Source organism: Lysobacter sp. CC-YZS074 (assembly GCF_056739745.1).
Genome location: NZ_CP200301.1, coordinates 1,053,591 through 1,072,884, shown reverse-complemented (window position 1 = coordinate 1,072,884; position 19,294 = coordinate 1,053,591). Strand labels below are relative to the sequence as shown.

Sequence of the window (19,294 nt, the reverse complement as noted above, 5' to 3'; positions counted from 1 at the left end):
CTTTCCGACCAGCGGTGGGGCCGCTGCTCAGACGGGCGCGCGGACCGGACCCGGCTCGCCGATCCGGCCCAGCTCGGCCAGCACCACTGTGGCGTAGGTGCCCGGTGGCAGCGAGAAGGCGAGTTCCAGCACGTCGCTCGCGAGCCAGCGCCACTCGAGTCCCTCGGGGTGCAGTCGAAGCGCGCGTCTTTCCTGCTTCAGGCCGGCCTTTTCGAGACCGGTGCGCAGTTGCACCGAAGTTCCGTCCGCCAGCGCGTCGCGTTCGAGCGTGGCCGCCGCCGAGGCCGTGCGCAGCTCACCCCGGCCCCACAGTGGCCCGGTGGGGTGGATGTCGAACCGGGCCAGCCGTTCGCGCAGGACGTCATCCAGCGGCTGCGGCCCGAACACGCTGCGGCTGCCGTCGAGCATCCAGACTTCGCCGTCGAGCGCCGTGTCCCAGCAGTTCGCCGCCACACGGCTCGCAAGCACCCGGTTGAACAGCGCCGAGCGCGCCGCCGACAGCAACAGCCCCCGCTGCTCGCGACCAACCCGCAGCCCGCCGAACATTCCCAGGGCGTGGCCGATGTTGTCGCCACCGCGCCCGAAGCGCTGCTCGCCGAAGTAGTTCGGCACGCCGCGCGCGGCGATCCCGCGCAGGCGCTGGTCGACGGCATCGCGATCGCCGCGGACCTCGCGCAGCACCAGCACGAAGCGATTGCCGGCGAGTGCGCCACGCGGCAGCTTCTTCGCATGCCAATCGTGTTCGAGGACGTGCAGCCGCTCATCGCCGCTGTTCAGCTCGAGCGCGGCGAGCCCGGGCGCCACGCGCTTTGGCAGGTGCACGCTGAAGCGCTGGCGGGTCACCGCGTGACGATCCTTCAGTCCCGCGTAGCCGATGGCGACGTCGCCCACGCCGGCCCACTCGGCAATGCGACGGGCGGCGAAGGCGGTGTTCATGCCGCGCTTTTCCACCGTCAGCAGGAGGTGTTCGCCACTGCCGCTCGGCTCGAAGCCGGGGAGTTCCTCGACCCGGAAATCCTCGGCGGTGCTGCGGATCCGTGCTTCCAGCACCGCGCCTCCCAGCGCCCGGGGCAGCGCGTCACCGCTCGCGGCGGCGGCATCGCTCACGCGGCGACCAGCAGGCAGACCGCCATCGCGGCGATGCCCTCGCCGCGACCGGTGAAGCCGAGTCTTTCGCTGGTGGTCGCCTTGATGCTGACGTCGTCGACCGCTACCCCGAGGTCGGCCGCCAGCCGCTCGCGCATCGCCGGCGCATGCGGCCCGACCCTGGGCTGTTCACAGATGACGGTGATGTCGGCGTTGCCCAGGCGCCACCCGCGATCGCCCGCAAGTGCTTTGCAGTGGCGCAGGAACGCACGGCTGTCGGAGTCCTTCCATTGCGGGTCGGACGGCGGGAAGTGACGGCCGATGTCGCCCAGCGCCAGCGCGCCGAGGATCGCGTCGCACAGCGCATGGATGACCACGTCGCCATCGGAGTGGGCCAGCACGCCGCGCTCGTGCGCAATGCGCACGCCGCCGAGGACGACGTGATCGCCCTCGCCGAACGCGTGGACGTCATAACCCTGACCGATGCGGATGTTCATGGGAGTTCCTTGGTGCGCGGAATGGCGGAAATCCCGGTCATTGTAGGAGCGACGTGAGTCGCGACCCACTGACAATGGTTACGGGCGCAACAGCAACCAGTGGGAACGCACGGCCACGCGATCGCCGCACCGGGTTGAACGTCGCCTGCCCGCAGGTCAGTGGGTCGCGACTCACATCGCTCCTACGCGATGCGCCGCCTCGACAGCAGGAACTCGGCCAGCGCGAAGTCGGCCGGCGTGGTGACCTTGAGGTTGTCCTCGCGCCCCTCCACCAGCTTCGGCCTGGCGCCGGTACGTTCCATCGCCATCGCTTCGTCGGTGACGGCGACGCCGTCCTTTCGCGCCTCCAGCAGTGCGGTCGTCAACGCTCGCCGACGGAACGCCTGCGGGGTCAGGGCGCGCCAGAGCCGTTCACGCGGCTCGGTGCCGATGATGTCCGCCGCGGCGTCGCTCCGCTTGAGCGTGTCGCGGACCGGCGCGGCGAGGATGGCGCCATCGGGCGCCGCCGATGCCGCCTCGATCAGTCGATCGAGGTCGCCTGCATGAAGATTCGGGCGCGCCGCATCGTGGACCAGCACCAGTGCCCGGTCGTCCACTTCCGGCGGTAACGCCTGCAGGGCTGCCAACACCGAGTCCGCCCGCTCGCCACCGCCGGCACAGCGCAGCACGGGCTTGCCGTGCAGCACCGTCCAGCCGGGCCAGCGGGCGTCGTCGGCCGCCAGCGCGACCACGGCACCGGCGACGGCCGGATGCGACAGCAGTGCATCCAGGGCGTGCCCTATGAGCGGCCGCCCGGCGATTTCGAGGTACTGCTTCGCCACCTCACCGCCGAAACGCGTGCCGCGGCCCGCCGCCGGCACTACCGCCCAGACCGGGCCAGGCCGGCTCATCGGTTCACCGGCGATTCGAAGGGATCGTGGCCGCTCACTCGTCGACCGCCGGATCCTGCGGCGGCGCGGGATCGACCACCCGGTAGAAGGTCTCGCCGGGCTTGATCATCCCCAGCTCGCTGCGCGCGCGCTCCTCGACCGCCGCCTCGCCGGACTTGAGGTCCTCGACCTCCGCCGCCAGGGCGTCGTTGCGCTGTTGCAGGCCGGCGTTCTCCCGCGCCTGCTCGTCCACCCGCTGCTCCAGCGCGGCGACCGAACGCCGCCCGCCCTCGCCCAGCCACAGCCGGTACTGCAACAGCCCCAGCATGGCCGCGAGCAGGACCAGCAACACGCCGAGCCAGCGACGCGGCATGACGGTGTCAGCGCTTCAGCGAGACGAACGCGTCGCGGCCGGCGTAGCGGGCGGCACTGCCCAGCTGCTCCTCGATGCGCAGCAGCTGGTTGTACTTGGCCACGCGGTCGCTGCGGCACAGCGAACCGGTTTTGATCTGGGTCGCCGTGGTCGCCACCGCGATGTCGGCGATGGTGGTGTCCTCGGTCTCGCCCGAACGGTGCGAGACCACCGCGGCGTAACCGGCGCGGTCGGCCATCGCGATTGCTTCCAGGGTCTCGGTCAGGGTGCCGATCTGGTTGACCTTGATCAGGATCGCGTTGGCGACCTGCTGGTCGATGCCCTGCTGGAAGATCCGCGGGTTGGTCACGAACAGGTCGTCGCCGACCAGCTGCACCTTGTTGCCGAGCTTGGCGGTCAAGAGCTTCCAGCCGTCCCAGTCGCCCTCGTCCATGCCGTCCTCGATGGTGACGATCGGGTACTGCGCGCACCAGTTGCCGAGGAAGTCGGCGAACTGCTCGCTGGTCAGGCGCTTGCCTTCGCCGGTGAGGTTGTACTTGCCGTTATCAAAGAACTCGCTGCTGGCGACGTCGAGGCCGAGCAGGATGTCCTCGCCGGCGTGGTAACCGGCCTTGCCGATCGCCTCGAGGATGGTTTCCAGTGCTTCCTCGTTGCTGCGCAGGTCCGGGGCGAAGCCGCCCTCGTCGCCGACCGCCGTGCTCAGGCCGCGGCCCTTGAGCACCGACTTGAGCGCGTGGAACACCTCGGTGCCGGCGCGCAGGCTCTCGGAGAAGGTATCGAAGCCGGTTGGCAGGATCATGAATTCCTGCAGGTCGACGTTGTTGTCGGCGTGGGCACCGCCGTTGATGATGTTCATCATCGGCACCGGCAGCACCGGAGCACGGTCACCGGCGAGGTGCTGCCACAGCGGGAGCTTCAGCGAGGCGGCCATCGCGTGGGCATTGGCCATCGACACGCCCAGCAGCGCATTGGCGCCGAGGCGGCCCTTGTTGTCGGTGCCGTCGAGGTCGACCAGGCGCCTGTCGATGCCGGCCTGGTCGGCCGCGTCCATGCCGGAGATCGCCTGCGCGATCGTGGTGTTGACGTTCTCGACCGCGGTGCGCACGCCCTTGCCCAGGTAGCGGGTCTTGTCGCCGTCGCGCAGCTCGACCGCCTCCTTGGAACCGGTGGACGCGCCCGAAGGCACCATCGCGCGGCCGAAGCTGCCGTCGGAGAGGGTGACTTCCGCTTCCAGGGTCGGGTTGCCGCGGCTGTCGAGGATCTCGCGGGCGTGGACTTTGGCGATCTGGGTCATGTCGGGTTCTTTGCAGCTCAGGATTGTGATTCGAGGAAGCCGTTGCGCTTGGTGATCTCGTCGATCGCCATCAGCGTCTCCAGCAGCGCGCGCATCTTGCCCAGCGGCCAGGCGTTGGGGCCGTCGGACAGCGCCTCCGCCGGGTTCGGGTGGGTTTCCATGAAGATGCCGGAAATGCCGACCGCCATCGCCGCGCGCGACAGCACCGGCACGAACTCGCGCTGGCCGCCGCTCTTGCCGCCGGCACCGCCGGGCAACTGCACCGAATGGGTCGCGTCGAACACCACCGGACAGCCGGTGTCGCGCATCACCGCGAGGCTGCGCATGTCGCTGACCAGGTTGTTGTAGCCGAAACTGGCGCCGCGCTCGCAGACCATGATGTCCCTGTTGCCGGTCGCCAGCGCCTTGTCGGCGACGTGCTTCATTTCCCACGGCGACAGGAACTGGCCCTTCTTGACGTTGACCGGCTTGCCGGCGCTGGCGACCTTCTGGATGAAGTCGGTCTGCCGGCACAGGAACGCCGGGGTCTGCAGTACGTCGACCACCGAGGCGACCTCGTCCATCGGGGTGTATTCGTGGACGTCGGTCAGCACCGGCACGCCGAGCTGGCGCTTGACCTCGTCGAGCACCTTCAACCCCTGCTCCATGCCCGGGCCGCGGAAGCCCGACACCGAGGTGCGGTTGGCCTTGTCGAAGCTGGACTTGAAGATGAAGGGAATGCCGAGCTCGCCGGTGATCTCCTTGAGCTTGCCGGCGGTGTCGAGTTGCAACTGCATCGACTCGATCACGCAGGGCCCGGCGATCAGGAAGAACGGCCTGTCGAGGCCGATTTCGAATCCACAAAGCTTCATCGCATTGCTCCTGTTGTTCCCGTAGGAGCGACGTAAGTCGCGACCCACTGACAAATCGAAAACAGCGCGATCAACGCGGTTTGGCGATCGCGCGAGTGCAGAGCCGCGTCATCCGCCGCAAGACCGGAAATCAGTGGGTCGCGACTCACCTCGCTCCTACAACGGCAGGTCATCACGCGTTGGCTTCCTTCAGCAACCCGCCGGCCTGCCCTTCGTTGGCCTTGTATTCGCGCGCGGCGCGGATGAAGCCGACGAACAGCGGGTGCCCGTCGCGCGGGGTCGACAGGAACTCGGGGTGGGCCTGGCAGGCCAGGAACCACGGGTGGCGGTTGCGCGGCAGCTCGATCATCTCGACCAGCAGGTCGTCCATCGACTTGGCGCTGATCACCAGCCCGGCGTCCTCGAGCTGGGTGCGGTAGCGGTTGTTGAACTCGTAGCGGTGGCGGTGGCGCTCGCCGACCACGTCCTTGCCGTACATCGCGTGGGCCAAGGTGCCCGGCTTGATCCGCTGGTCCTGCAGGCCCAGCCGCATCGTGCCGCCGAGGTCGCTGTCCTCGCTACGGCGCTCAAGCTCGCCGGTGGACGTGCGCCACTCGGTGATCAGGCCGATCACCGGGTGCGGGCTGGCCTTGTCGTTCTCGGTGCTGTTGGCGCCTTCCAGCCCGGCGACGTGGCGGGCGTAGTCGACCACCGCCGCCTGCATCCCGTAGCAGATGCCGAAGTACGGGATGCCCTGCTCGCGCGCGTGGCGGGCGCTGTCGACCTTGCCCTCGAAGCCGCGGTCGCCGAAGCCGCCGGGCACGAGGATGCCGTCGACACCGGCCAGCGCTTCGCCGGCACCGAGCTTCTCGACGTCGCTGGACTCCAGCCACTTGAGGTTGACCCGGGTGCGCTGGCGCAGGCCGCCGTGCTTGAGCGCCTCGGCCACTGACTTGTAGGCGTCCTGGTGGTCGATGTACTTGCCGACCACGCCGATGGTGACTTCGTCGACGGGGTGCTCGCTGGCGTCCAGCACCGCGTCCCACTCGGCCAGGTCGGCGGCGCCGGCCGGCAGCCGCAGGCGGTCGATGATCAGGTCGTCCAGACCCTGCTCATGGAAGCGCTGCGGCATGCGGTAGATGTTGTCGAGGTCGACCGCGGAGACCACCGCGCGCTCGGAGACGTTGGTGAACAGCGCGATCTTGCGGCGCTCGCTGTCCGGCAGCGGCTGCTCGGAACGGCACAGCAGGATGTCGGGCTGGATGCCGATCGAGCGCAGTTCCTTGACCGAGTGCTGGGTCGGCTTGGTCTTGAGCTCGCCGGCGGCGGCGATCCACGGCACCAGCGTGAGGTGCATGAACAACGCCTTGTCCGGACCGCGCTCGGTGCGCAACTGGCGGATCGCCTCCAGGAACGGCAGCGACTCGATATCGCCGACGGTGCCGCCGATCTCGACCAGGCCGACGTCGAAGCCCTGGGTGGCCTCGATGATGCAGCGCTTGATCTCGTCGGTGATGTGCGGGATCACCTGCACGGTGCCGCCGAGATAGTCGCCGCGGCGCTCCTTGCGGATCACGTTCTCGTAGATGCGGCCGGTGGTGACCGAGTTCTTCCGGCTCAGCCGGGTGCGGACGTAGCGCTCGTAGTGGCCGAGGTCCAGGTCGGTCTCGGCGCCGTCGTCGGTGACGTACACCTCGCCGTGCTGGAACGGACTCATCGTGCCCGGGTCGACGTTGATGTACGGATCGAGCTTCATCATCGTCACGCGCAGGCCGCGCGCTTCGAGGATGGCCGCCAGCGAGGCCGCCGCAATGCCCTTGCCGAGCGAGGACACCACGCCGCCGGTGACGAAAATCAGGGGAGTCATGGAATTTGTGCCGCTGGAAAGCCGCAGTTTACCGGCTGGGGGCCCGGGCCGCGACCGCTTGACGGGCCGGGCCGGCTGATGTCGGGGCTGCACCGGCGCGCTCAAAGCAGTACGCCCCGGCGGACCGGGGCGTACTGGAAGCAACCGTGGGGATCGGACCGCTCAGCGGCCGTCTTCCTCTTCCGGCTCGATCTGGGCTTCGGCCTCGACGGCGGTATCGGCTTCGACTTCGGGGGCGGCGTCGGCCGCGGTGCCGGTCGACTCGACGGCGGCGGATGCGTCACCGACGACGTCGCTGGCCGTGGATGCGGCCTGCCCGGCCTGCGCCTGCGTGGCGGCGTCCGCCTGGGCGTCGACCTGGGCCGACTGGGCAAACGCGGCGGGGGCGGCAATCAGCGCGGCCACCATGGCCGGAAGCATCAGCTTGCGAATATTCATGCGGTGGATCTCCTGGTTCTCTGGGGGATGGCAATGTGTTGGAACACACTCGTTTGAACGTCTGGAGCTCGGATCCGGGGGAGGATCCGCAAGTGCTGCAAGTCGCCGGGGCACAGGGAGGAACCCCGACGACGGGCCGACCGTAGCGAGCGCCGCCCCGCTCCAGCGTGAACGAACGGGAAATTAACCCTTGCCCGGCGTGGCCGTCGGCGGCCCCGGATCGCGTTTGGACCGTACCCGGGTCGCTTGACCGCCCCCTGCCCCGTCGCCATCCTCGCCGCTCCCCCAGCCCGCCCCGTCCCTTGATGAACACCCGCTACAACGCCGCAGATATCGAAGTCCTTTCCGGCCTGGACCCGGTCAAGCGCCGCCCGGGCATGTACACCGACACCGCCCGGCCGAACCACCTGGCGCAGGAGGTGATCGACAACTCGGTGGACGAGGCGCTGGGCGGCCACGCGAAGCTCATCGAGGTCACCCTGCACGCCGACGGCAGCTGCGAGGTGGCCGACGACGGCCGCGGCATGCCGGTCGACATCCACCCGGAGGAAGGCATCCCCGGCGTCGAGCTGATCCTGACCCGGCTGCATGCCGGCGGTAAGTTCAGCGGCAAGAACTACACCTTCTCCGGCGGCCTGCATGGCGTCGGCGTCAGCGTGGTCAACGCGCTCTCGAATCGGGTCGAGCTGTTCATCAAGCGCGACGGCAACGAGTACCGGATGGAGTTCCGCGACGGCGACCGCAGCTCCGAGCTGGAGGTCGTCGGCAGCGTCGGTAAAAAGAACACCGGCACCCGGCTGCGCTTCTGGCCCGACCCGAAGTACTTCGACACCCCCAAGTTCAACCTGCGCGCGCTCAAGCACCTGCTGCGCGCCAAGGCGGTGCTCTGCCCCGGCCTGACCGTGCGCCTGTTTGATGTCGCCGGCGACGAGAAGCTCGAATGGCACTACGAGGACGGCCTGCGCGACTACCTGCGCGGCGAGCTGGCCGACAGCGAGCTGCTGCCGCCGGAGCTGTTCGTCGGCCACCTGCAGAAGGACACCGAGGTGGTCGACTGGGCGGTGGCCTGGGTGCCGGACGGCGAACTGGTGCAGGAGAGTTACGTCAACCTGATCCCGACCGCCCAGCACGGCACCCACGTCAACGGCCTGCGCACCGGCTTCACCGATGCGCTGCGCGAGTTCTGCGATTTCCGCAGCCTGCTGCCGCGCGGGGTCAAGCTGGCGCCGGAAGATGTCTGGGACCGGGTCTCGTTCGTGCTGTCGCTGAAGATGACCGATCCGCAGTTCTCCGGTCAGACCAAAGAGCGGCTGAGTTCGCGCCAGGCCGCCGGCATGGTGGAGGGCGCCGCGCACGACGCCTTCAGCCTGTGGCTCAACCAGCATGTCGAACTCGGCGAGCGCATCGCCCAGCTGGCGATCGAACGTGCCAGCGCGCGGCTGAAGACCGAAAAGCAGATCACCCGCAAGAAGGTCACCCAGGGCCCCGCCCTGCCCGGCAAGCTCGCCGACTGCACCAGCCAGGACCTGTCACGCACCGAGCTGTTCCTGGTCGAGGGCGACTCGGCCGGCGGCAGCGCGCGGCAGGCCCGTGACAAGGACTTCCAGGCGATCCTTCCGCTGCGCGGCAAGATCCTCAACACCTGGGAAGTCGCCTCGGGCAGCGTGCTTGGCTCGCAGGAAGTGCATGACCTGGCCGTGGCGATCGGCTGCGATCCCGGCAAGGACGACATCTCCGGCCTGCGCTACGGCAAGGTCATCATCCTCGCCGACGCCGACTCCGACGGCCTGCACATCGCGACCCTGCTGACGGCCCTGTTCCTGCAGCACTTCCCCGCGCTGGTCGCCGCCGGCCACGTGTTCGTCGCGATGCCGCCGCTGTTCCGCGTCGACCTTGGCAAGCAGGTCTTCTACGCGCTCGACGAGGAAGAAAAACGCATCCTGCTCGAGAAGATCGAACGCGAGAAGGCCGAGAAGAAGAAGGGCGCGGCCGGCGCGGTCAACGTCACCCGCTTCAAGGGCCTCGGCGAGATGAACCCGTCGCAGCTGCGCGAGTCGACCATCCACCCCGACACCCGCCGGCTGGTCCAGCTGACCGTCGACAACGCGGACGCCACCCGCTCACTGATGGACATGCTGCTGGCCAAGAAGCGCGCGGGGGACCGCAAGGCGTGGCTGGAAAACAAGGGCGATCTGGCGACGCTGGAGGTCTGAGGCGCGGGTGCCCGCATACCGTGGCAGACTCTCCGGACACAATCGTGTTCCGGGGAGGGAGCATGCAATCCATCCGACGTGCCGGCGTTGCGCTGGCCTTGTTAGTTGCTAGCCCGCTCGCGGCGGCGGAAGCGCTGGGCGCCGATATCTTTGCCAAACACGCCGAGATATCCGATATCGCGCTGTCGCCGGACGGTACCCGAGTCGCGATGGCGGTGCCTACGGCTGAAGGGTCCGAGACGCAGCTGCACATCATTCCGCTGGACGGGAGCGACGGCGCGTTGGCGTTGCGCTTCGGAAAGCAGCAACATGTCACCGACATCTACTGGACCACCGACCAGCGACTTGTCGTTTCGCGCGCTGAAATGGAGCCGCTGCGCGCTCAGCCCTACAGCCGTGGCGAACTGATCGCAACCAATGCCGATGGCAGCGACCAGGAACTTCTGTTCGGGTACATCGGCGAATACTTCAACAGAGCCGGGCGCCGCAAGGACAACGGCTTCTCGTCCATTACCGGCCTGCTCCTGGACGAGCCCGGCATGGCGCTGGTCACCTTCCGTTGCTGGGATTGCGGGCAGGAGCCCGATACCGTGCTGTTCCGGGTCGACACCCGAACCGGTGATCGCAAGGAGATCGAGCGGTTTCCCGGCGATACGACGTTCGGCGCCGACCGTTCCGGCACGGCTCGCATCGCGGTCAGCCGGGACGAAAACGACAATCCGGTCATGCGCTACCGCCCCACGGCGGATGCCGAGTGGCGGCCACTCCCCAGTTCGCTCGCGGGCTACTCGCTGTCCCCGCTGCGGTTCTCGGAAGAGCCGGACGTCATGTACGCGCTCGTATCCGATCACCGCGAGCCCGGGCGGCTGTATCGCGTGAACCTCGCCGCGGGAACCCGTACGCTGCTCGCCGGCCGTGATGACATGGAGATCGCACGAGTCCTGTACGAGGGCACCCGCGGAGCACCCTATGGCGTTTTCTACGATGCCGGGAAGCCGACGGTGGATTATATCGACAAGGCTTCACCCTGGGCCGGGCTGCACGCAGGCCTGATGCAGAGTTTTCCCGGCGAGCTTGTCATGCCGTACGACTTCAGTGACGACGACAGCAAGCTCATCTTCATCACGTACTCCGCGCGCAACCCCGGCGCGTTCTACCTGCTAAACCGGACCGCCAACAAGATCCGTCTCCTTGCCGAGCTGAAGCCGTGGATCGACGCGGAGAAAATGGCGCCCATGCTGCCGATACAGTTCAAGAGCAGAGATAACGAGGCGCTCTACGGGTTCTACACAGCGGTCGGGAGCGGCCCCAAGCCGATGGTGGTGGTGCCGCACGGAGGGCCGCACGGCCCCTATGACACTTGGGGCTACGATCCGGTCGTACAGTTCCTTGCCAGCCGCGGGTACGGCGTGCTTCAGGTCAACTACCGGGGGTCAGGGGGCCGCGGCCAATCGTTCCTGGAAGCGGGATACCGCGAATGGGGCGGCAGGATCCAGGATGACATCGCCGACGGCGTGCAATGGGCTGTCGACCAGAAGCTGGCTGATCCGGAGCGCATCTGCATCTATGGTGCGAGCTTTGGCGGCTATGCAGCGCTGATGAACCCCATCCGTTATCCGGACACCTACCGTTGCGCCATCGGCCACGTAGGTGTTTACGACCTGCAGGTGATGTTCGAAAAAGGCGACATCGCGACCAGGCGCGCCGGCCGCCGCTATCTCGAGCGGGTGCTCGGCGACGACGAGGCTACGCTGATCGCCAACTCACCCGCTCGGCAGGTGGAGCACATCACCGTCCCGGTAATGCTGGCGCAGGGCAGGATCGACCGGCGTGTGCCGATGGAGCAGTTCGAGGCCTTGACCGAAGCTTTCGAGAAGAGCGGCCGGCCTGCTGAAACCCTCGTGATCCCCGGGGAGGGGCATGGATTCTACAAGCCCGAGAACCAGGCACAATTCCTCCGGATGATGGGAGACTTTCTCTATCGGCACATCGGCCAGTCCGCTCCCGACGCTATCGACGCCAAGGCTCCGTAGCTTCACCGACGGCACGGCTCTACATTAAGTCGTGCCGTTGTCCCTCAAATGGCGGGCAGCGCGGAGCGCAGCAACTCGCGAAGCAGGCGCTGCAATAGAGCAGCGCGCTCCGGCAGGTACTCGAATGATGCCTCGTTCATGTAGGTGCGCTGGCTGATCTCCAGCTGCACCGCCTCGACACCGTTCGCCGGATCGCCGTAATGGCGGGTGATGTGGCCTCCCTTGAAGCGTCCATTGGCCACCCAGTCGAAACGGTCCTGGGCCGCGAGCACCGCTTCGAGGCGCTGCTGCAGTACGGGAGTGCAGCTGGTGCCGGTCGCCGTGCCAAGGTTGAGATCCGGCAAACGTCCCTCGAACAGGAACGGCAGGTCGCTGCCGCGGATCGAGTGGCCTTCCCACAGCACGACCCGGCCGTGTACCTCACGCAGCCGGTCGAGCTCGCCGCGCAAAGCCTCGTGGTAGGGGCGCCAATAACGATCGACCCGCGTGGCCACCTCCGCCTGGTCCGGCGCCTGGCCGTCCAGGTAGACGGGCTCGCCACTGAAGCGCACGGCGGGGCACAGTCCGGTGGTGTTCTGGCCGGGGTACAGCGAAGTGTCGTCCGGCGGCCGGTTGAGATCGACCACGTAGCGCGAGTACCTCGGTACCAGCACCGACGCGCCCATGGCCCGTGCGAACGCATAGAGACGCGACACATGCCAGTCCGTGTCGGGAGCGGCTTGCGCGGCATCGGTCATCCGCGCAGCCAATTCATCCGGAATGGCGCTGCCGTCGTGGGGCAGACTGACCAGCAGCGGCGCGGTCCCGCGGTGCAATCGGTAAACGTCCATGCCCGCATTGTAGGTCCCCTGCGGGAAACGACTGGCCACCGCCCGAGGGTGCGCCAACCGGCCGCCGATGCGACGTCCTCGACGGGCGCTGCTTACAGCGGGCATGGATGCCCGCGGCGGCGAGTCGGCCATGCATGGTCGACCGAGCCGGGGAGCAGCACCCGTCGAGGGCGTCGCCCCACCGAAGCCATGCTCCTTCCCGATCGACGCCCCGCGTGGCCGACGCCCTACCGCATCAGCACCACTTCCTCCGCACTGGTCGGATGGATCGCTACCGTGTCGTGCAGATCGTCCAAAGTGATTCCACGCTTCAAAGCCACCGCGAACCCCTGCAGGATCTCGTCGGCCGCCTCGCCCAGCAGATGGATGCCGACCACCCGCCGCTCCGCCCCCGTACAGACCAGCTTGAACAGGCTGCGCTGCGGCGAATCCGCCAGCGCATGCAACATCGGCCGGAAGCCGGCGCGCGCCACGTACACGTCGTCGCCGTGACGCTCGCGCGCGGCCGCCTCGGTCAGGCCCACCCTGCCGATCGGCGGGTGGCTGAACACCACCGTGGCGATATCGTCCGGGTCCAGCGGCTGGTCACGGTCGCCGAACAGGCGATCCATCAACCGCCGCGCCGCCGCGATCGCGACGGGCGTCAGCGGCAGGTCGGTACCGACGTCGCCCACCGCATAGATGCCATCGACACTGGTGCGATGCCGCGCGTTGACCACCACGTGGCCGCGGCGGTCGGTCTCCACGCCTACCGCCTCCAGCCCCAGCGAGTCGGTGCTGGGCCGACGTCCGGTGGCGAACAGCACCTTGTCGAACGCCTCGTCGGGCGCCCCTTCGCCGAGTACGCGCACGCCCTGGCCGGCCTCCTCCAGGCCGGTCACGCTGCAGCCGAAGTGCAGCCGCACACCGGCCTGGCGATAGTCCTCGACCAGTTGCGCGGTCAGCTCCTCGTCGAAGCTGTCGACCAGCCGCGTGCCGCGGACGAACACCTCCACCGCGCTGCCGAGCGCCTGCAGCACCCCGGCCAGTTCGGTGGCGATGTAGCCGCCGCCGACCAGCGCCACCCTCGCCGGCGGCGAGGTCCACTGGAAGAAGTCGTCGGATACGCCGCCCAGCGCCGCGCCGGGGATGTCGGGCTTGACGGCGTGTCCGCCGGTGGCGAGCAGCAGCCGCGGCGCACGCAACACCAAGCCATCGCCGGTCTCGACCGAGCCGGCGTCGACCAGCCGGCCCCGGGTCGGCAACAGCACGACGCCGGCCTCCTCCAGCCGACGCCGGTAGCTGGCGTGGATGTTGGCGATGTAGCGCTGGCGGTGGGCGATGAAGGTCGGCCAGTCCAGTGCGCAATCCTGCGCGGGGAAACCGAGCGTGCCGGCGAACTGCAGCTTGCGGGCCACCTCGGCCGCCAGCCACATCGCCTTCTTCGGCACGCACCCGACGTTGACGCAGGTGCCGCCCAGCGCATCGGGCTCCAGCAGCGCCACGCGCGCGCCATGCGACGCGGCACGGAAGGCGCCGGCCAGGCCGCCGGAGCCGCCGCCGAGGACGATCAGGTCGAAGTCGTTGTGCATGGGCCGCCTCGCATTTACCGGAGCGCCTATCGTGCACGACCCGGCGTAAACGCGAGGCGCCGCTCAGACGAAGCGGTCCGGCCGGTAGGGCGCGGGGTCGACCGACGGCTCGTTCCCGCCGATCAGGTCGGCGACCAGCTGGCCGGTCCCGCTGCTCATGCCCACGCCCATCATCCCGTGGCCGGTCGCCAGCCAGAGGCGATCGTGCCCGGGAGCACGGCCGATGATCGGCATGTCGTCGCAACTCATCGGACGCCAGCCGTACCAGCGCTCCTGCACCTGCGGTCCGACGGGCGCGTGCAGGTACTCGGCGGCGCCACGTTCGAGCGCGCCGAGCCGGCGCGGGTTGAGCGTCTCGTCGAAACCGGAGAACTCCATCGTGCTGCCGAGGCGGAAGCCGCTGCCCCAGGCGGTGACGCAGACCGAACGCTCGCGCAGCACCAGCGGTCGCCGCGGCACGAGCGGCGGGGCCGAGTACGTGATCGAGTAACCCTTGCCCGGCTGCATCGCCCGCTGCAGCCACGGCAGGCCGACCGCCTTGCCCAGCTGCGGCGACCACGCGCCGAGGGCCAGCACGACATCCCGCGCGTGCAGGGTCGCCCCGTCGACGTGCAGCGCGAGGCCGTCCGGGCCGGTGGCAAGCGACTGCAGCGGGGCGTTTTCCATGATCATCCCGCCGCGCTCGCGCACGGCGCGGGCGAGCTCTGCGGCGTACCGGTCCGGGCGCAGCACGGCGTCACCGGTGAAGCGGATCGCCCCGGCCACGCCGGGTTTCATCGCCGGTTCCTGCGCCTCGTAGGCGGCACCGTCGAACAGCTCGATCGAAATGCCCAATTCGCCCAGCAGGTGCAGCTCGCGCTGGTCGTGCTCGAAGCGCCGGGCGGTGCGGAACACGTAGTCCTCGCCCGACTCGCGGAACTCGCAGTCGAGGCCGTAGCGCTGCACCCAGTCCTGCAGCCGCGCGCGCGAGTCGTTGAGCAGCGCCGATTTGCCACGCGCGCTGGCCTCCCAGTCGCGCAGGTTGCAGCGCCCGGCGAAACGCCACATCCAGCGCCACAGCACCGGATCCAGACGTGGTCGAACGTACAGCGGCGCGTCCGGCGTGAGCATCATCCGCAACGCGGTCGCCACCATGCCGGGCGCGGCCAGCGGCGGTGCATGGCTCGGAGTGATGGTGCCGCAGTTGCCGTGCGAGCTGCCGCTGCCGACCTGCCGCGCATCGATCACCCGCACGCCGCGGCCGGCTTCCAACAGCGCCAGCGCCGAGGCCAGGCCGATGACCCCGGCGCCCACCACCACCACGTCTTCGCGTTGATTCATGGCGGCCAGTTTAAGCGGGCGCCATGTGCCGCGGCGGCCGGTTCGCGGTGCCTGCCATGGACGATGCTCAGCCCGCCGCGGCCGGTGCCGGCACGGCGACCCGGCGCATCGGCGGCCACTGCCAGTAGGTGAACGCCCGCCACAACCACTCCAGCGGCCCGTAACGGAACCTCGCCAGCCACCAATGGCTCAGCAGCAGTTGCAGGGCGAACACCACGACCACTCCCAGCACCTGCCACGCGCGCGACACCTCGCCCCACGCGCCGAGCCCGTAGCCGTAAAACACCAGCGTGCCGACGACCGACTGCGACAGGTAGTGGGTCAGCGCCATCCGGCCCGCCGGAGCGAGCCCCGCCAACCAGCGCGCGCCGCGCTGCAGCGCCAGCACCACGGTGGCAACGTAGGCGAGCGCCAGCAGCGGCGAGGCCGCCATGTGCAGGGTCATGGCCATCATGGCGCCCGGCGCCGGGTCGGCATCCATCGCGGGGTAGGATTCGATCGCCAGGCTCGCGGCCGTCAACACCAGCCCGATCGGCCCGCCTACCCACAGCAGGCGGGCGAACAGCTGGCGATGCTCCCCGGGCCGTGCCATCGCACCGCTGCGCACCAGCCAGGCACCGATCAGGAACATGCCCAGCACCAGCGGCACCAGGAACATCTCGTTGCCGAGCGCATGCACGAAGTAGCGCCAGCGCACCGCATTGGCCTCGGCATAGCTGCCACCGGAATACGCCTCGACCTCCAGCGCGCGGAGCGCATCCATCGACGCCGCACTGGCCGCCGCCGAAGGGTCCTGCGCCGCGTCGCCCAACGCCAGCATCGCGGTCGCCCCGAGCAGCATCAGCCCGATCATCGCCGCCCAGATCCACGCGCCCCATTTCCACAGCCGCGGCGTGTCGGTGTCACGGAAGAACAGCAGCAGCACCAGTGCGGTCACCGCGTACGACACCAGGATGTCGCCCGACCAGATCAGCAGTGCGTGCACCAGGCCGAACCCCAGCAGCCCGAGCGTGCGCCGCAGGTACATCGGCATGAAGCGCCGGCCGGCGGCCTGCGCACGTCCGAGCATCACCGCGAATCCCATCCCGAACAACAGAGAAAACAGGGTCCAGAACTTGCCCTGCACGAACGTGTAGACGAACGCGTCGGCCAGCCAGTCCAGCCCGCGTGCGTCGGGCGAGATGCCTTCGCTGATGTCCATCAGCGGCGCGGTGAAGTACTCGACGTTCATCAATGCGATGCCGAGCAGGGCCAGCCCGCGCAGCACGTCGAGGTTGTCGATCCGTTCCGACGCCGTCACCGGCGTCAAGGTGGTGCTGGTCATCGTGGCCTCCCCAGGCTCCATTCCCCTGCCCACACCCTTGGATGCGGCAGCCCGATCATGCCAGCCCGCGCGCGCACGGCAACCGCCACCCGTCATGGCCGCCAGCCACCGCACCCACAAACGCGAACGGCCCGCGCGAAGCGGGCCGTCCGGAAGCGACGCGTCTGCGCCGGTCAGTGCTGGTGGCCGCCCTCGCCGTGGACGTGGCCGTGCTGGATCTCCTCCTCGCTGGCTTCGCGGACCTCGACGATCTCGATCTCGAAGCTCAGGTCCTTGCCGGCCATCGGGTGGTTGAGGTCGACGTCGACCACGCTCATGCCGACCTTCTGCACGGTGACCGCGCGCGGACCGAAGTTGGTCGGCAGCACCGCCTGCATGCCCGGCACCAGCTTGACGTCCTTGAAGTACTTCTTCGGTACGCGCTGGGTCAGGTTCGGCTGGATCTCGCCGTAGGCCTCGGCGGCGACCACGTCGGCGGTGAACTTGTCACCGGCCTCGTGGCCTTCCATCGCCTTCTCCAGGCCCGGGATGATGTTGCCGTGGCCGATCAGGATGGCCAGCGGGCCGCGGCCCTCCGACGACTCGAGCGACTCGCCGCCCTGTTCGGCGACGGAGTAATGGAAGAGGACGACGCGATCTTTCTCGATTTTCATGAGCGTACTCGGTGGGGGCCGGACGGCGGAGCGTCCCGCGGCACGGGCAACACCACCGGACGGTGGCGACGAGGCTTGCCGTCACGGCGCTGAACAGCCAAGCTGTCGGCCGTGACGAAGGCCGCGCATTATCCCGGCAACCCCGCCCCCACGCCAGCACGCCCGGCGTGGGTCGCGGCGCCGTCACCCCGATCCGCGTTCGCGGCCCTGCTCCTGCTGTGCGCCGCCCTGCCCGGTTGCGGCGGCGGCGAGGCGGTCCGCGGGGATTCGGCGCCGGCTGCCGGCCGCGAGTGGGCCATGGTTCCGCCGAGCGACCCGGCCGCCGCCAATGCCGTGCTGATGCGGGCGATCAGCCTGGTGGGCACCCCGTACCTGTACGGTGGCAACACGCCGCAGACCGGGTTCGACTGCAGCGGGCTGGTCAACTACGTGTACCGCGACATGCTGGACCTGCGCCTGCCCCGGACGTCCACCGCGCTGGCGGCCTTCCAAGGGCCGAGGATCGCGCCGCAGCAGCTGACCGCGGCCGACCTGGTGTTCTTCGGCAGCGGCGGCCGCGTGTTCCACGTCGGCATCTATGTCGGGGACGGCCGGTTCGTGCACGCCCCCAGCAGCGGCGGCACCGTCCGGCTCGACCATCTGGACGGCCCGTACTGGCGCCAGCACTACAGCGGCGCCAAACGTGTACTGAACTAGGCACGGGTTTTGCGACCGGCGCCCGCCGCCTTCACGAAAATTTAACTTTATTTGAACCAACTCGGCCGCTTTGGCGGGCATGATCGCCGCGTGACGATTTCGTGATGCCTCCGTGACGACCATGACCCCGCCTCAAGGCCGCCCCGCTGCCGCCCGTTTTTCCCCTTTCCGCCGCCTTTCCGTCCGCCTCGCACTGGCGGGTCTGATCGCCGCTGCGGCGTTGCCGGCATTTGCCCAGCAGGCGCCGACCGCCACCGCCGGCACGGCCAACGCGTCGGCCCTGATGCCGGAGGCGATGACCCTGCCGGACCGCGCGCTGATGCTCGCCAGCGACATCAACAGCCTGCTCGTGTCCGGCAAGACCGCCGCCGTCGCCGAGGGCTACGTCCCCACCGACCGCAAGGTGAAATCGGTCCTGCAGCGCGCGCTGGCGCTGCTGGGCACGCCCTACCGCTGGGGCGGCACCTCGCCCGAAAAGGGTTTCGACTGCAGCGGCCTGGTCAGCTACGTGTTCCGCAATGCGCTCGGCGTCGAACTGCCGCGCGTCTCGCGCGACCAGGCGAAGACCGGCGAGCTGATCGCCGACAAGTCGCAGCTGGTCGAGGGCGACCTGGTGTTCTTCGGCAAGCGTGGCCGCGTGGACCACGTCGGCATCTACGTCGGCGAAGGGCGCTTCGTCCATGCACCCAGCACCGGCAAGGACGTGATGGTGTCCAGCCTGGAGAGCGGCTACTGGGGCGCCAAGTACATGCAGGCCCGCCGCGTCGCCGGGATCTGACCTCCGTCCTCGCACCGCTATAAAAAAAGCCGCCCTCGGGCGGCTTTTTCGTCGGGACGTTCCGCGCCCGGCGCGCTACAGCTCGCCGGCGAGGCGATAGCGCTCGACCGTCTGTTCGATGCCCTTGCTCAGCTCCATCACCTGCAGCGCGTACTCGGCGAGCTGGCGGTCCTCGTCGTCGACCGGTGTCCACTTGGGTACGGCCACCGGTTTGCCTTCCGCCTCCGACAGCGCGACGAAGACGATCATGCAATGGGTGCACAACCGCGGCGGGCCGCCCATCGGGTCGCGCGCGCTGACCTCGACCGCGAAGTGCATGCTGCTGGTACCGGTGTGCACCAGCTGGGTCCGCACCGTGACCAGGTCGCTGATGCGGATCGGGGCGATGAAGCGGATGCCGCCGACCGCCACGGTCACGCTGTACGTGCCGCTCCAGCCCACGGCTGCGGCGTAACCGGCCTGGTCGATCCACTTCATCACCACGCCACCGTGGACCTTGCCGCCGTAATTGACGTCGGCCGGTTCGGCGAGGAAGCGCATCGTCAGTTCGCGCTGCTCGCCACTCATGCGGCCACCGTCCGGAGGGAACAGGCGAGGCGTGGGCAGGGGTCGCGGCGCATTC

Annotated in this window: 18 protein-coding genes; 4 read left to right on the top strand and 14 right to left on the bottom strand. The window is 68.9% G+C overall.

Annotated elements, in window-relative coordinates; all coding sequences use genetic code 11:
- Positions 1-27: 27 nt before the first annotated feature.
- From truD to U8331_RS04730, 8 genes are all read right to left on the bottom strand, one after another.
- The gene (gene truD / locus U8331_RS04765) at positions 28-1,107 is read right to left on the bottom strand and encodes a tRNA pseudouridine(13) synthase TruD (RefSeq protein WP_481132467.1); all 1,080 of its coding nucleotides are present in this window, start codon (positions 1,105-1,107) and stop codon (positions 28-30) included.
- The gene (ispF, locus tag U8331_RS04760) at positions 1,104-1,583 is read right to left on the bottom strand and encodes a 2-C-methyl-D-erythritol 2,4-cyclodiphosphate synthase (RefSeq protein WP_481132466.1); all 480 of its coding nucleotides are present in this window, start codon (positions 1,581-1,583) and stop codon (positions 1,104-1,106) included. The genes truD and ispF overlap by 4 nt, the downstream gene beginning before the upstream one ends.
- A gap of 182 nt (positions 1,584-1,765) precedes the next feature.
- Positions 1,766-2,473, bottom strand: coding sequence for a 2-C-methyl-D-erythritol 4-phosphate cytidylyltransferase (gene ispD / locus U8331_RS04755; RefSeq protein ID WP_481132465.1), 708 nt, complete (start codon positions 2,471-2,473; stop codon positions 1,766-1,768).
- Between the two features lie 34 nt (positions 2,474-2,507).
- The gene (gene ftsB / locus U8331_RS04750; RefSeq protein WP_481132464.1) at positions 2,508-2,825 is read right to left on the bottom strand and encodes a cell division protein FtsB; all 318 of its coding nucleotides are present in this window, start codon (positions 2,823-2,825) and stop codon (positions 2,508-2,510) included.
- A gap of 7 nt (positions 2,826-2,832) precedes the next feature.
- Positions 2,833-4,119: a phosphopyruvate hydratase gene (gene eno, locus U8331_RS04745; protein ID WP_481132463.1), complete on the bottom strand. Its 1,287-nt coding sequence runs from the start codon at positions 4,117-4,119 to the stop codon at positions 2,833-2,835.
- Between the two features lie 17 nt (positions 4,120-4,136).
- On the bottom strand, positions 4,137-4,970 hold the full coding sequence (gene kdsA / locus U8331_RS04740; protein WP_481132462.1) for a 3-deoxy-8-phosphooctulonate synthase: 834 nt from the start codon (positions 4,968-4,970) through the stop codon (positions 4,137-4,139).
- Between the two features lie 172 nt (positions 4,971-5,142).
- The gene (locus U8331_RS04735) at positions 5,143-6,816 is read right to left on the bottom strand and encodes a CTP synthase (protein ID WP_481132461.1); all 1,674 of its coding nucleotides are present in this window, start codon (positions 6,814-6,816) and stop codon (positions 5,143-5,145) included.
- 162 nt (positions 6,817-6,978) lie between these two features.
- Positions 6,979-7,254: a hypothetical protein gene (locus U8331_RS04730; protein WP_481132460.1), complete on the bottom strand. Its 276-nt coding sequence runs from the start codon at positions 7,252-7,254 to the stop codon at positions 6,979-6,981.
- A gap of 305 nt (positions 7,255-7,559) precedes the next feature.
- On the opposite strand from U8331_RS04730, the gene parE reads away from it, so the two are divergent.
- Together parE and U8331_RS04720 are read left to right on the top strand one after the other, a co-directional pair.
- Entirely contained in the window at positions 7,560-9,467 is a 1,908-nt protein-coding gene (gene parE / locus U8331_RS04725) for a DNA topoisomerase IV subunit B (RefSeq protein ID WP_481132459.1), read from the top strand.
- 62 nt (positions 9,468-9,529) lie between these two features.
- Positions 9,530-11,500, top strand: a complete 1,971-nt coding sequence (locus U8331_RS04720; RefSeq protein ID WP_481132458.1) for an alpha/beta hydrolase family protein — start codon at positions 9,530-9,532, stop codon at positions 11,498-11,500.
- Positions 11,501-11,544: 44 nt separating this feature from the next.
- Here U8331_RS04720 and hutG read toward each other — a convergent pair whose 3' ends face one another.
- The 5 genes from hutG to U8331_RS04695 form a co-directional block, all read right to left on the bottom strand.
- Positions 11,545-12,330, bottom strand: a complete 786-nt coding sequence (hutG, locus tag U8331_RS04715; RefSeq protein ID WP_481132457.1) for an N-formylglutamate deformylase — start codon at positions 12,328-12,330, stop codon at positions 11,545-11,547.
- Between the two features lie 227 nt (positions 12,331-12,557).
- The gene (gene gorA / locus U8331_RS04710) at positions 12,558-13,901 is read right to left on the bottom strand and encodes a glutathione-disulfide reductase (protein ID WP_481132456.1); all 1,344 of its coding nucleotides are present in this window, start codon (positions 13,899-13,901) and stop codon (positions 12,558-12,560) included.
- 63 nt (positions 13,902-13,964) lie between these two features.
- Positions 13,965-15,221 (bottom strand): NAD(P)/FAD-dependent oxidoreductase, encoded by a 1,257-nt coding sequence (locus U8331_RS04705; RefSeq protein WP_481132455.1) that lies wholly within the window; start codon positions 15,219-15,221, stop codon positions 13,965-13,967.
- A 67-nt stretch (positions 15,222-15,288) separates the two neighbouring features.
- Positions 15,289-16,545 (bottom strand): DUF418 domain-containing protein, encoded by a 1,257-nt coding sequence (locus U8331_RS04700; RefSeq protein ID WP_481132454.1) that lies wholly within the window; start codon positions 16,543-16,545, stop codon positions 15,289-15,291.
- A gap of 173 nt (positions 16,546-16,718) precedes the next feature.
- Positions 16,719-17,198, bottom strand: coding sequence for an FKBP-type peptidyl-prolyl cis-trans isomerase (locus U8331_RS04695; RefSeq protein ID WP_481132453.1), 480 nt, complete (start codon positions 17,196-17,198; stop codon positions 16,719-16,721).
- Between the two features lie 111 nt (positions 17,199-17,309).
- On the opposite strand from U8331_RS04695, the gene U8331_RS04690 reads away from it, so the two are divergent.
- Together U8331_RS04690 and U8331_RS04685 are read left to right on the top strand one after the other, a co-directional pair.
- Complete coding sequence (locus U8331_RS04690; RefSeq protein ID WP_481132452.1) at positions 17,310-17,894, top strand: C40 family peptidase; 585 nt, start codon at positions 17,310-17,312, stop codon at positions 17,892-17,894.
- Between the two features lie 121 nt (positions 17,895-18,015).
- Positions 18,016-18,672, top strand: coding sequence for a C40 family peptidase (locus U8331_RS04685; protein ID WP_481132451.1), 657 nt, complete (start codon positions 18,016-18,018; stop codon positions 18,670-18,672).
- Positions 18,673-18,747: 75 nt separating this feature from the next.
- Here the strand turns inward: U8331_RS04685 and U8331_RS04680 are convergent, their stop codons facing one another.
- Positions 18,748-19,239 (bottom strand): acyl-CoA thioesterase, encoded by a 492-nt coding sequence (locus U8331_RS04680; protein WP_481132450.1) that lies wholly within the window; start codon positions 19,237-19,239, stop codon positions 18,748-18,750.
- Between the last annotated feature and the right edge of the window lie 55 nt (positions 19,240-19,294).